The following is a 12,396-nucleotide window of genomic DNA, read 5'->3' as shown; positions in this document are numbered from 1 at the left end:
ATAGGGACTGACGATTGGGACAATAGTCAGCGGTAGTTGTTCTGAATCTTTCGAAGTAGGACAATTGCCGGCTTCACGTCACCATCAGCGACCTTGAATGGCCTTCCTTGCACTCGGTATCAACCACAAGACTGCTTCAGTAGACGTCCGCGAGCGCGTGGCTTTTACTCCTGAACAGCTGGTGGAGGCCTTGCAGCAGCTCTGCCGACTGACCGACAGCCGCGAAGCTGCGATCCTCTCCACCTGCAATCGCAGTGAGCTTTATATAGAACAGGATCAGCTTTCTGCCGATATCGTGCTGCGCTGGCTGGCCGACTATCACCATTTAAGCCTCGATGAGCTGCGCGCGAGTGCTTATGTGCATGAAGATGATGCGGCAGTTCGTCACATGATGCGCGTCGCCTCCGGGCTCGACTCGCTGGTGCTGGGCGAACCGCAGATTCTCGGTCAGATGAAATCGGCCTATGCCGTGGCCCGCGAGGCCGGCACCATCGGTCCGCTGCTGGGGCGACTGTTTCAGGCAACGTTCAATGCCGCCAAGCAGGTGCGCACCGACACTGCCATCGGTGAAAACCCGGTATCGGTGGCGTTTGCCGCCGTCAGCCTGGCGAAACAGATTTTCAGTGATTTGCAGCGCAGTCAGGCTCTGCTGATCGGCGCCGGCGAGACCATTACCCTGGTCGCCCGTCATTTGCACGAGCTGGGCGTCAAGCGCATCGTCGTTGCCAACCGCACGCTGGAGCGCGCCAGTCTGCTGGCCGAGCAGTTCGGCGCCCACGCGGTGTTGCTGTCGGACATCCCGGCAGAACTGGTGCGCAGCGATATCGTCATCAGCTCGACCGCCAGTCAGTTGCCGATTCTTGGCAAGGGCGCGGTGGAAAGCGCGCTGAAGCTGCGCAAGCACAAACCGATCTTCATGGTCGACATCGCCGTTCCCCGGGATATCGAGCCGGAAGTCGGCGAGTTGGACGACGTTTACCTGTATAGCGTCGACGATCTCCACGAAGTGGTCGCCGAAAACCTCAAGAGCCGTCAGGGCGCAGCGCAAGCCGCTGAAGAGATGGTTTCGGTCGGCGCCGACGATTTCATGGTGCGCCTGCGCGAACTGGCGGCGGTCGACGTGCTCAAGGCCTATCGTCAACAGAGCGAACGCCTGCGCGACGAGGAACTGCAAAAGGCCCTGCGTTTGCTGGCCAACGGCGGCAACGCCGAAGACGTGCTCGGGCAACTGGCCCGTGGCCTGACCAATAAACTGTTGCATGCCCCGAGCGTGCAACTGAAAAAGCTTTCTGCCGAAGGCCGCCTCGATGCGCTGGCCATGGCCCAGGAACTCTTTGCCCTTGAGGGCTCACCGGATAGTTTTTCGGATAAAAAACCGCAATGAAAGCGTCACTGCTCAACAAGCTGGATGTCCTCCAGGACCGTTTCGAGGAACTGACCGCGCTGCTCGGCGACGGCGAAGTCATTGCCGATCAGACCCGGTTCCGCGCCTATTCCAAGGAATACGCCGAACTCGAGCCGGTCGTGCAGGCCTATAAAAAGCTGCTCAGCGTACAAAGCGATCTTGAAGGCGCCCAGGCGCTGCTCAAGGACAGCGACCCGGACATGCGTGAAATGGCCGTGGAAGAAGTCCGCGAAGCCAAGGAATTGCTGATCACCCTGGAAGGCGATCTGCAACGCATGTTGCTGCCCAAGGATCCGAATGACGGGCGCAACGTCTTCCTCGAAATTCGCGCCGGTACCGGTGGCGACGAGGCGGCGATCTTCTCTGGCGACCTGTTCCGCATGTACTCGCGTTACGCCGAGCGACGTGGCTGGCGCGTGGAGATCCTTTCGGCAAACGAAGGCGAACACGGTGGCTATAAAGAAGTCATCGCCCGCATCGAAGGCGACAACGTTTACGGCAAGCTCAAATTCGAGTCCGGCGCGCACCGCGTTCAGCGTGTACCCGCCACCGAATCCCAGGGCCGTATCCACACCTCGGCCTGCACCGTGGCGGTGTTGCCCGAGCCCGACGAGCGCGAAGCCATCGAGATCAACCCGGCGGATTTGCGCGTCGACACTTACCGCTCCTCCGGGGCCGGTGGTCAGCACGTCAACACCACCGACTCGGCGATCCGCATCACGCACATACCGACCGGCACCGTCGTCGAGTGTCAGGAAGAGCGCTCCCAGCACAAGAACCGTGCCCGGGCGATGGCCTGGCTGTCGGCCAAGCTCAACGATCAGCAAAACGCAGCGGCGGCGAACGCCATCGCCAGCGAGCGTAAATTGCTGGTCGGTTCCGGCGACCGTTCCGAGCGCATCCGCACCTATAACTTTGCCCAGGGCCGGGTCACTGACCATCGCGTCAACCTGACGCTGTACTCGCTGGATGAAATCCTCGCCGGTGGCGTTGAAGCAGTGATCGAACCGTTGCTGGCTGAACACCAGGCTGACCAACTCGCAGCGATAGGTGAATAAATGACCATCATCGCCAGCCTGTTGCGTGCCGCCGAACTGCCGGACTCGCCCACCGCGCGTCTGGACGCCGAGTTGCTACTGGCGGCGGCGCTGGGCAAGTCACGCAGTTTTTTGCACACCTGGCCCGAGCGCATCGTGCCAAGTGAGGCCGCGCTGACTTTTGCCGAGTACCTGCAACGCCGCCGTAGCGGTGAGCCGGTGGCCTATATTCTCGGTCAGCAGGGTTTCTGGAAACTCGATCTGGAAGTCGCGCCGCACACGCTGATCCCGCGCCCGGACACCGAGCTGCTGGTGGAAGCGGCGCTGGAATTACTGCCCGCGACGCCGGCCAAAGTGCTCGATCTCGGCACGGGCAGCGGCGCGATTGCTTTGGCCTTGGCCAGCGAGCGTCCGGCGTGGAAAGTCACTGCGGTGGATCGCGTGCTCGAAGCCGTGGCCCTCGCTGAACGTAATCGCCAGCGCCTGCATTTGAACAACGCCACGGTGCTGAGTAGCCATTGGTTCAGCGCGCTGGAAGGTCAGCGTTTCCAGTTGATCATCAGTAACCCGCCGTACATTGCTGCCGCCGATCCGCATCTGGTCGAAGGCGATGTGCGCTTCGAACCGGCCAGTGCGCTGGTCGCCGGTGAAGACGGGCTCGATGATCTGCGCTTGATCGTTGCGCAGGCGCCGGATCACCTGGAGGCCGCTGGCTGGTTGATGCTCGAGCACGGCTATGATCAAGCCGAAGCCGTCCGCGACTTGCTGCTCACGCGCGGTTTCGAAGAAGTCCACAGCCGCACCGATCTGGGCGGTCATCAACGCATCAGTCTGGGGCGCCTGCCGTGCTGAATGATCAGGAGTTGCTGCGCTACAGCCGGCAGATTCTGCTGCAACACATCGACATCGACGGGCAATTGAAGCTCAAGGACAGTCGCGTGCTGATCGTCGGCCTTGGCGGTCTCGGCGCTCCGGTGGCGTTGTATCTCGCGGCGGCGGGTGTCGGTGAATTGCATCTGGCGGATTTCGACACGGTCGATCTGACCAATCTGCAACGCCAGATTATTCACGACACCGACAGCGTCGGTATGAGCAAGGTCGACTCGGCGCTCAAGCGTTTGACGGCGATCAATCCAGAAATCCAACTGGTCGCTCATCGTCAGGCACTGGACGAGGATTCTCTCGCTGCTGCCGTGGCGGCGGTGGATCTGGTGCTCGACTGTTCCGATAATTTTTCCACCCGCGAAGCGGTCAACGCCGCGTGTGTGGCGGCGTGCAAACCTTTGGTCAGTGGCGCGGCGATTCGGCTGGAAGGGCAGTTGTCGGTGTTCGACCCGCGTCGTGCCGAGAGTCCGTGTTACCACTGTTTATATGGGCACGGCAGCGAAGCCGAACTGACCTGCAGCGAGGCCGGGGTAGTCGGGCCGCTGGTCGGCCTGGTCGGCAGCTTGCAGGCGCTGGAAGCGTTGAAAGTATTGGTCGGTTTCGGTGAGCCGCTGGTGGGCCGTTTGCTGTTGATCGATGCTCTCGGTTCGCGCTTCCGCGAGTTGCGCGTCAAGCGTGATCCGGGTTGCAGCGTCTGTGGTTCGCGCCATGCGTGAAGCGCCGATCGGCGTATTCGACTCTGGTGTCGGCGGCTTGTCGGTGCTGGCGGAAATCCAGCGTTTGCTGCCCAATGAATCGCTGCTCTATGTCGCTGATTGCGGGCACATTCCCTACGGAGAGAAAACCCCGGAGTTCATCCGCCAGCGCTGCAGTGTGATGGCCGGGTTTTTCCGTGAGCAGGGTGCCAAGGCCTTGGTGCTGGCCTGCAATACGGCCACGGTTGCCGGCGTTGCCGATTTGCGCCGCGACTTTCCTGACTGGCCGATTGTCGGCATGGAGCCTGCGGTCAAACCTGCCGCCGCCGCGACCCGCAGCGGTGTGGTCGGCGTGCTCGCCACCACCGGCACGCTGCAGAGCGCCAAGTTCGCCGCGTTACTTGATCGTTTCGCCACTGACGTGCGTGTGATCACCCAGCCATGCCCTGGCCTGGTCGAGCTGATTGAAAGCGGCGATCTGCACAGCGCCGAGTTGCGTCAGTTGCTGCAAGGCTATGTCGACCCGCTGTTGGCCAGCGGTTGCGACACAATCATTTTGGGCTGCACCCACTATCCCTTTCTCAAGCCGATGCTCAAGTCGATGATCCCTGCGGACATCAGCCTGATCGATACCGGTGCTGCTGTAGCGCGGCAACTTCAGCGCCTTTTGGCTGAGCGCGATTTGCTCGCTGCCGGCCCGAACCGACCGGTCAGATTCTGGACCAGCGCTGATCCTGCCTACTTCGAAAACATCCTGCCGCGACTGGGCCAGAGCGGCGGCGAAGTACAAAACTTCGACTTGTAAAAAATTTGTGAAATAACTAAAAAATCAGCTGAACTTCTGAGCAGGCGCTAGCTTCTATAGCGAAGAGTTATCTAGAAAACCAAACGATCGTTCCGGAAAAGGAAGTTTCAACGTGAAGCGACTATTCTGCTTGGCCGCGATTGCGGCCGCACTGATGGGGCAAAGTTTTACTGCACAAGCGGCAGGTGTTGAGTTCGCAGTGGGGGCCACCAGCGACTCGACCATGACGTATCGCCTGGGCATGAATTTCGACTGGGACAAGAGTTGGCTGCAGAGCGACGTCGGTCGCCTGACCGGCTACTGGAGCGGTGCTTATACCTATTGGGAAGGTGACAAGACGTCGAGCAATAACAGCTTGTCGTTCTCTCCAGTCTTCGTTTACGAGTTTGCCGGCCAGTCGGTCAAACCGTATATCGAAGCGGGGATCGGTGTGGCGGCCTTCTCTAACACCAAGTACGAATCCAACAATCTCGGCGGCTCTTTCCAGTTTGAAGACCGCTTCGGTTTTGGTCTGCGTTTCAATGGCGGGCATGAAGTCGGAATTCGTGCGACGCACTATTCCAACGCCGGCTTGGCCAGCAGCAACGACGGGGTAGAAAGTTACTCGCTGCATTACACAATGCCGCTCTGACTGATACACACCTGACCCCAGTGGGAGCGAGCCTGCTCGCGAAAGCTATTCCACATTCAACGAAGATGTTGAATGAAAGAGCGCTTTCGCGAGCAGGCTCGCTCCCACATTTGTTTTGGGGGTGTTCTTGGGATCAGCGGTAGGCGGTAGTGATGCCTTTGCGTTCTTCAATGCACTCCGGCGCGCCCATCTCGAACTCGCGGCAAATCAACGGACGCTTTTCGTAAATCGTGCACATCATCGTGTCGCGATCCAGCGCCGCGCACCAGCCGTCGTCCAGGCGCAGCATCACTTCGCCGCCCCATTCATCGGTATCGATAAAGCGATCAGGCACGCCAGTGTCGGTGATCAACATCACTTCGAGCTGGCAACAGCACGCCGCGCAGGTCGAGCAGGTGACCGCCGGCTCGGTGATTTGCTGGTGGGGAATGGTTTTCATGGCGGCAGTGTAAGGCAGTCGCTGCTGTGCGTGTGAAAGGTCTGACAGACGCTCAGTGCGCCAACCGCCGCGCCATGGAATGCAGCAGCGGAAACAGCAGTGCCCAGAGCAGGCCGATGCCGATCAGTGTCGGCAACTCGCCATAGGGAAATTGCACCCCGGCCAAGCGTCCGCCGGCGTAATACGACAGTGCTCCGCCGACCGCGCCAAGCAGACTCGCCAGCCACCACGGCCGGGCGCTCCATGCCAGGCAATGGCGCAATGTGGTTGCCAGCAATGCCCAGAGCAGCATCAGCCACAACGGAATCAGTGGCGACTGATCCTGAAACTCGAACACCCCGACACCACGCAACACACTGTCCACCGCCGTGCCAACAATCACCACGCTCAAAATCAAACGGCCTTCAGCCGCCCAGCTGCTGATCCAGCGCAGATGAATCACCAGCACCGCCAACGCCAGCAACAACCACAAGCTGTTGCCGCCGAGTACGCAGGTCAGCCAGCCGAGCTGGAACAACACGGCATTGGCCACACGCTCAAGCATCGAAACGCCCGAGCAACGGCGCGGTCATCGCTGCCGGTTTGGCCAGCAACAGTTGTGCGGTGCCGATGGTGCGTTCAAGGAAACCGCCCTCGCAGTAACACAGGTAGAACTCCCACAGGCGCAGGAAATAATCGTCGTAGCCCAACTCGCTCAAGCGCCCGTGGGCGCGACGGAAGTTCTCGTGCCACAAGCGCAGGGTGCGGGCGTAGTGCAAGCCGAAATCTTCCATGTGCAGCAGGTTCATGTCGGTGTCGCGGCTGACCACTTCGAGCATTTTCTGCACGCAGGGCAGGGCGCCGCCGGGAAAGATGTAACGCTGGATAAAGTCGACGCCGCGCTTGGCTTGTTCGTAGCGTTGTTCGCGAATGGTGATCGCCTGGATCAGCATCAGGCCGTTGCTCTTGAGCAAGTGCGCGCATTGTTTGAAGTAGGTCGGCAGGAAGCGGTGACCGACCGCTTCGATCATTTCGATCGACACCAGTTTGTCGTATTCGCCGGTGAGGTCGCGGTAGTCCTTGAGCAGCAGCGTGACCCGATCCTGCAAGCCCAGCTGTTCGATGCGTTGCGCGGTAAACGCGTACTGTTCTTTCGACAGTGTGGTGGTCGTTACACGGCAACCGTAATTTTGAGCAGCATAGAGCGCCATGCTGCCCCAGCCGGTGCCGATCTCCAGCAAATGATCGTCGGGTTTGAGCGCGAGTTTCTGGCAGATTCGCTCCAGCTTGTTCAGCTGAGCCTGCTCCAGACTGTCTTCGGGCGTCAGGAACTGCGCCGCTGAATACATCATGGTCGGGTCGAGAAACTGTTCGAACAGGTCGTTGCCCAGATCGTAGTGCGCAGCGATGTTTTTCTGCGAGCCCTTGCGCGTATTGCGGTTGAGCCAGTGCAAGCCTTGCACCAACGGCCGGCCGAGGCGCGCCAGGCCGCCCTCCATGGCATCGAGCACGTCCAGATTGCTGACGAACACGCGCACCACCGCCGTCAGATCCGGCGAACTCCAGTAGCCGTGGATAAAGGCCTCGCCGGCACCGATCGAACCATTGCCGGCGACCATGCCCCAGACGGCCGGATCCGTCACATGGATTTCCCCGAGCAACGCACTGCCGGGCGTACCGAACATCAGCCGTTCGCCATCCTCGATCACCAACAGTTGTCCGTGTTTGAGCTGCGCCAATTGGCGCAACACGCCGCGGCGCAGCAGCGATCCGGTCAAACCGTTGGTGCTGAGCCGACTGACCGACAGACTAGAGGATTTCATGGTGGTGCTCCTTGGGAGGCACAGTGGCGGTTTGAAAGCTGCCGTCGGCAGTCTGATGAGCAAAGATCGGTGCGCGTTTGAGCAGCAGGCGCAGCGCCTGCCAGTAAATCGCCAAAGCAGTTTTCGCGGTCATCCACGGAAACCGCCGCAAGTAACGATGCAGGCTGCGACGGTCGAGGCTTTCGCGTTGCAGATTGAGTGTCGCGTCGAACAGTTTGTGTTCGCCCTGCCAGTCGGCCATGTGCACGCCAAGGGATTGCGCGGCGGGGCTGAAGCTCATGCGGTATTCGAGATCGCGCGGCAGAAACGGCGAAACGTGAAAGGCCTTGGCCACGGCGAAGTGCTGGTGAAAATCCTGCAGATTGGCGGGCGCACGCGCCGGCAGCACATAGTGATAACGCTCGCGCCACGGCGTGTTGGTGACTTCGCAGACAATCGCCGCCAGTTGCCCGTCGGCTTCATGGCAATAAAAGAAACTCACCGGGTTGAACGACAACCCCCAACTGCGCGCCTGGGTCAGCAGGCAGATCGCGCCTTGCGGTTCGTGGCCGATGGCGATGCCGACCTGCTGACGTACGGCATCGATCAGGCGCATGCCTCGGCCGGTGAATGCCTTGAGATAGTCCGTCTCACGAAAGGAAAACGGCGCAAAGCGACTGCGTCCGGCCAGCGGCGACAGTTCAAGAACTGCATCCTGTTCACTGAGGTCGAGGTAGAGCAGACCGATCCGGTAGCGGAATTCATGGCGGCGCGGCGAGAAGCGCCGATGGCCGATCCAGCCGCTGTAGAGTGCGCTGTTCATAAGGTTTCCCCGAACGCGGCGGCCACGCGCAAGGCGCTGACCACACCGTCCTCATGAAAACCGTTGGCCCAGTAGGCGCCGCAATAATGCGTGTGCTGCGCGCCATCCAGTTCACTCCAGCGATTTTGTGCTGCCACCGCCGCGAGGCTGAATTGCGGATGGGCATAGGTGTAACGGGCAAGCACTTTGTCGGGGCTGATGCCGGCGCTCTGATTGAGGCTGACGCAGAACGTGGTATCGCTCTGAATGCCCTGCAGAATGTTCATGTCGTAGGTGACGGCGGCGTGGGTGTGGCCGGCGCCGCTGAGCCGATAGTTCCAGCTCGCCCAGGCGAGTTTGCGTGTCGGCAGCAAACGCGTGTCGGTGTGCAGCACCACTTCATTGTCGGCGTAGGGCAGGGCGCCGAGGATCGCGCGTTCGGCATCGCTCGGGACCGCCAGCAGTTTCAACGCTTGATCGCTGTGACAGGCGAACACCACCTGGTCGAAGTGCTCGAGGCCCGCCGGGCTGTGGATAACTACGCCATGCACGTCACGATCAACCCGGGCTACCGGGCAATTGAGACGAATCCGCTCCTTGAACGCTGCCGTCAGCGGCGCGATATAAGCGCTCGAGCCACCTTCAATGACTTGCCACTGCGGACGATCACTGACCGACAACAGTCCATGATTCTTGAAAAAACGTACGAAGAACTGCAGCGGGAAATTGAGCATTTCCGCCATCGGCATCGACCAGATCGCCGAGCCCATCGGCACGATGTAATGCAGGATGAAACGCTCGCCGTAACCGCCAGCCTTGAGGTATTCGTCGAGGGTGGTGTCGGCGGCGATGCGCAGTTCAACGAGGTCGCGCTGGGCTTCTTTGTTGAAGCGCAGAATGTCGCGCAACATGCCCCAGAACCCCGGCGAAAACAGGTTGCTGCGCTGGGCGAACAGGCTGTTGAGGTTGTTGCCGTTGTACTCCAGACCGGTGTCCGGATCGGTCACCGAGAAGCTCATTTCGGTCGGCTTGAACGCCACGCCGAGCTGGCCGAGCAAGCGGATGAAGTTCGGGTAGGTCCAGTCGTTGAACACGATGAAACCGGTGTCCACCGCATATTGGCGGCCATCGACGGTCACCGGCACGGTGTGCGTGTGGCCACCGACCCAGTCGCCCGCCTCGAACACCGTCACGTCATGGCGGCGATTGAGCAGGTAGGCGCAGGTCAGCCCGGCGATGCCGCTACCGACGATGGCGATTTTCATGTCGGATCCGTCAGCGGAGGTGACTTGCGCACCATGCGCTTGCCGATTGCCAGTTGTACCCGCGACGGAAGTTTCGACAGCGGCCACAACGCGGCCATGAACAGCGCCGGAAAGGCGATTTCCAATGGTCGGTCCTTGAGTTTGGCGAAGATGTGCCGTGCGGCTTTATCCACAGGCCAGCTCAAGGGCATGGGGAAATCATTCCTGGCGGTCAGCGGAGTTTCGACAAAACCCGGGCTGACCACGGTGACTTCAATGCCTTCGTCGGCCAGATCGATGCGCAACGACTCGAACAGGTAACGCAAACCGGCCTTCGAGGCGCCGTAGGCTTCGGCCCGTGGCAGCGGCAGGTAGGTGACCGAACTGGCCACGCCGATCAGATGCGGCGCGGTGCCTTTGCGCAGCAGCGGCAGGGCAGCCTCGATGCAATAGCTGCTGGCGAGCAGGTTGGTACGTACCACGTGCTCGATGATCGACGAATCGAACTGTTTGGCATCGACGTATTCGCAGGTGCCGGCGTTGAGAATCACCGAGTCCAGCGAACCCCAGTCTGCGGCGATCTGCTCGCCGATTTCGCGAACCGTCTGGCTGTTGGTCAGATCCCCCGGCACCACCAGAACCTGCCCCGGATAGCGTTGCGACAAGACCTTGAGCGGGGCGATCTGACGGGAACTGACCGCCAGATGCGCACCGGTTTTCAGGATCTCTTCAGCCAGCGCCGCGCCGATGCCACTGCTGGCCCCGGTCAACCAATAACGCCGTGGAGGTGTACGACTCATCCCATTCTCCTTTTCAGCCAGGCAATCACCCGGCCCAATACTGGCAAGTGTTCATACAGCAGCGCCCCGGCATCGAAATAATCCCGATGGCGATAAACCTTGTCGTGCCACAGCAAATGCGAGCAGCCGCTGACGCGAATAACGCGACCGCCCGCGAGGCGCGGATGGCGATAACTCATGACCCAGCGCAAGTAACCTTCGCAGTCGCCGATCTGGTCGAAACCATGAAAATCAAAATGCAGCTCGCTGACGTTGGCATACAGTTCGCCGAAATAGTCGCGTAACTTCGCCAGACCCTGCACTTCGTGCAGCGGGTCGGTGAAGTGAATGTCATCGCTGTACAGCTCGCCCAGGCTTTGCAGGTTGTCTTTGTTCAACGCTGAAAATTGCCGGGCGAAGCGGCGCAGGAATTCACTCATCATCACCTCCTGAAGACGTACGCGAAGGCAGATTCTTGAAGGCTGCCAGCGCCCGTTGGCGCGAGGTGCTGAGGTTGACGATCGGCGACGGATAGTCCGCCGCGCCGAACAAACCACCGACGTCGGCCGGGTTATGCACTTGTTTCTTGTCGAGGGCCGCCAGTTCCGGCAGCCAGTGCTTGATGAACAGGCCTTCGCTGTCGAATTTTTCCGACTGGCTCAGCGGGTTGAAGATGCGGAAATAAGGCACCGAATCGGTGCCCGTCGACGAACTCCACTGCCAGCCACCGTTGTTCGCTGCCAGATCGCCATCGATCAGGTGGCGCATGAAAAAGCGTTCGCCTTCGCGCCAGTCGATCAGCAGGTTTTTGGTCAGGAACATCGCCACGATCATGCGCAGGCGATTGTGCATCCAGCCGGTTTCGAGCAATTGGCGCATCGCGGCGTCGATGATCGGCAGACCGGTGCGCGCCTCTTGCCACGCGGCGAGATCCTCCGGCGCATCACGCCAGGCCAGCGCTTCGGTTTCCGGGCGGAAAGCGCGATGCCTTGAGACCCGTGGGTAGCCGACCAGAATGTGCTTGTAGAACTCTCGCCACAGCAGTTCGTTGATCCAGGTGACTGCACCGACCTTGCCGCTTTCGAATTCGCCCTGATTGCTTTGCAGGGCGGCGTGCAAGCATTGGCGCGGCGAGATCACGCCGGCAGCGAGATACGCCGAGAGCTGACTGGTGCCGGGTTTGGCCGGGAAGTCGCGTTCGCTTTGGTAGTAGTCGATTTGCGCGTCGGTGAAGGTGTCGAGACGGCGTCGGGCTTCCTGTTCACCGGCCGGCCACAGATCGCGCAGGGATTGGCTCGGTGTGGCGAAGCCTTTGACGGAGTCGGGAATCGGGTCGCTGTCTATCGCCAGTTTTGCCTGTTTGCCTGGTGCCTTGACCAACGCCGGCATCGAGCGATGCAGGCGTTCGTAACAGACTTTGCGGAACTGGCTGAACACCTTGAAGTAGCTGTCGGTCTTGGTCAGCACCGTGCCGGGTTTGAACAGCAACTGGTCGAGATGGCTGTGAAAGGTGATGCCCTCGGCCTTCAGTGTTTCGGCCACCGCTGCGTCGCGACGGCTTTCGTGGACGCCGTACTCTTCGTTGACGTGCACGGCTTCGATGTTCAATTGCCGACACAGTTCGAGCAGCTCCGCCGGGGCCTGATCCCAATGCGCTGCGGTACGGATCAGCAACGGAATGTTCAGTGCGGCGAGGCTGTTGCTCAGTTCTCTGAGATTGCGCAGCCAGAAATCGACCTTGCACGGCGCATCGTCATGTTCCAGCCACTGCTGCGGGCTCAACAGGTACACGGCGACCGTCGGGCCGCGCGCTGCGGCGGCCGCGAGGGCGGTGTTGTCATGTTGGCGCAAGTCGCTGCGCAGCCAGATCAATTGCATGTCGGAACTCACTGC

Annotated in this window: 14 protein-coding genes; 6 read left to right on the top strand and 8 right to left on the bottom strand. The window is 60.5% G+C overall.

Annotation, left to right across the window (positions count from 1 at the left end; genetic code table 11):
- Positions 1-97: 97 nt before the first annotated feature.
- From hemA to CCX46_RS25490, 6 genes are all read left to right on the top strand, one after another.
- Positions 98-1,384, top strand: a complete 1,287-nt coding sequence (gene hemA, locus CCX46_RS25515) for a glutamyl-tRNA reductase (RefSeq protein WP_007951716.1) — start codon at positions 98-100, stop codon at positions 1,382-1,384.
- Complete coding sequence (gene prfA / locus CCX46_RS25510) at positions 1,381-2,463, top strand: peptide chain release factor 1 (protein WP_127929756.1); 1,083 nt, start codon at positions 1,381-1,383, stop codon at positions 2,461-2,463. The genes hemA and prfA overlap by 4 nt, the downstream gene beginning before the upstream one ends.
- A complete protein-coding gene (gene prmC / locus CCX46_RS25505; RefSeq protein ID WP_127929755.1) occupies positions 2,464-3,294 on the top strand; it encodes a peptide chain release factor N(5)-glutamine methyltransferase in 831 nt (276 codons plus the stop codon).
- Positions 3,288-4,043, top strand: a complete 756-nt coding sequence (locus CCX46_RS25500) for a molybdopterin-synthase adenylyltransferase MoeB (protein WP_127929754.1) — start codon at positions 3,288-3,290, stop codon at positions 4,041-4,043. Before prmC ends, CCX46_RS25500 begins: the two co-directional genes overlap by 7 nt.
- On the top strand, positions 4,036-4,827 hold the full coding sequence (murI, locus tag CCX46_RS25495) for a glutamate racemase (RefSeq protein WP_127929753.1): 792 nt from the start codon (positions 4,036-4,038) through the stop codon (positions 4,825-4,827). The genes CCX46_RS25500 and murI overlap by 8 nt, the downstream gene beginning before the upstream one ends.
- A 112-nt stretch (positions 4,828-4,939) precedes the next feature.
- Complete coding sequence (locus CCX46_RS25490; RefSeq protein WP_127929752.1) at positions 4,940-5,458, top strand: acyloxyacyl hydrolase; 519 nt, start codon at positions 4,940-4,942, stop codon at positions 5,456-5,458.
- A 133-nt stretch (positions 5,459-5,591) separates the two neighbouring features.
- Here the strand turns inward: CCX46_RS25490 and CCX46_RS25485 are convergent, their stop codons facing one another.
- From CCX46_RS25485 to phrB, 8 genes are read right to left on the bottom strand one after another with little or no spacing between them, the layout of a single operon-like run.
- Entirely contained in the window at positions 5,592-5,897 is a 306-nt protein-coding gene (locus tag CCX46_RS25485) for a YkgJ family cysteine cluster protein (RefSeq protein ID WP_077574517.1), read from the bottom strand.
- A 52-nt stretch (positions 5,898-5,949) separates the two neighbouring features.
- Positions 5,950-6,441 carry a DUF2878 domain-containing protein gene (locus tag CCX46_RS25480; protein ID WP_127929751.1) on the bottom strand — a complete coding sequence of 164 codons (492 nt, stop codon included), beginning with the start codon at positions 6,439-6,441 and terminating at the stop codon, positions 5,950-5,952.
- The gene (locus CCX46_RS25475; RefSeq protein ID WP_127929750.1) at positions 6,434-7,699 is read right to left on the bottom strand and encodes an SAM-dependent methyltransferase; all 1,266 of its coding nucleotides are present in this window, start codon (positions 7,697-7,699) and stop codon (positions 6,434-6,436) included. Before CCX46_RS25475 ends, CCX46_RS25480 begins: the two co-directional genes overlap by 8 nt.
- Positions 7,686-8,501: a DUF1365 domain-containing protein gene (locus CCX46_RS25470; protein WP_127929749.1), complete on the bottom strand. Its 816-nt coding sequence runs from the start codon at positions 8,499-8,501 to the stop codon at positions 7,686-7,688. Before CCX46_RS25470 ends, CCX46_RS25475 begins: the two co-directional genes overlap by 14 nt.
- Positions 8,498-9,745: an NAD(P)/FAD-dependent oxidoreductase gene (locus CCX46_RS25465; protein WP_127929748.1), complete on the bottom strand. Its 1,248-nt coding sequence runs from the start codon at positions 9,743-9,745 to the stop codon at positions 8,498-8,500. Before CCX46_RS25465 ends, CCX46_RS25470 begins: the two co-directional genes overlap by 4 nt.
- Positions 9,742-10,524 (bottom strand): SDR family NAD(P)-dependent oxidoreductase, encoded by a 783-nt coding sequence (locus CCX46_RS25460; RefSeq protein ID WP_127929747.1) that lies wholly within the window; start codon positions 10,522-10,524, stop codon positions 9,742-9,744. The genes CCX46_RS25465 and CCX46_RS25460 overlap by 4 nt, the downstream gene beginning before the upstream one ends.
- Positions 10,521-10,943 (bottom strand): nuclear transport factor 2 family protein, encoded by a 423-nt coding sequence (locus CCX46_RS25455; protein WP_127929746.1) that lies wholly within the window; start codon positions 10,941-10,943, stop codon positions 10,521-10,523. The genes CCX46_RS25460 and CCX46_RS25455 overlap by 4 nt, the downstream gene beginning before the upstream one ends.
- Entirely contained in the window at positions 10,936-12,381 is a 1,446-nt protein-coding gene (gene phrB / locus CCX46_RS25450; protein WP_177413884.1) for a deoxyribodipyrimidine photo-lyase, read from the bottom strand. Before phrB ends, CCX46_RS25455 begins: the two co-directional genes overlap by 8 nt.
- Positions 12,382-12,396 lie beyond the last annotated feature (15 nt).

The sequence above is a fragment of the Pseudomonas sp. RU47 genome, from assembly GCF_004011755.1.
Lineage (GTDB): Bacteria > Pseudomonadota > Gammaproteobacteria > Pseudomonadales > Pseudomonadaceae > Aquipseudomonas.
The sequence above is the reverse complement of the archived record's forward strand: the minus strand, read 5'-3'. Positions and strand labels throughout refer to the sequence as shown.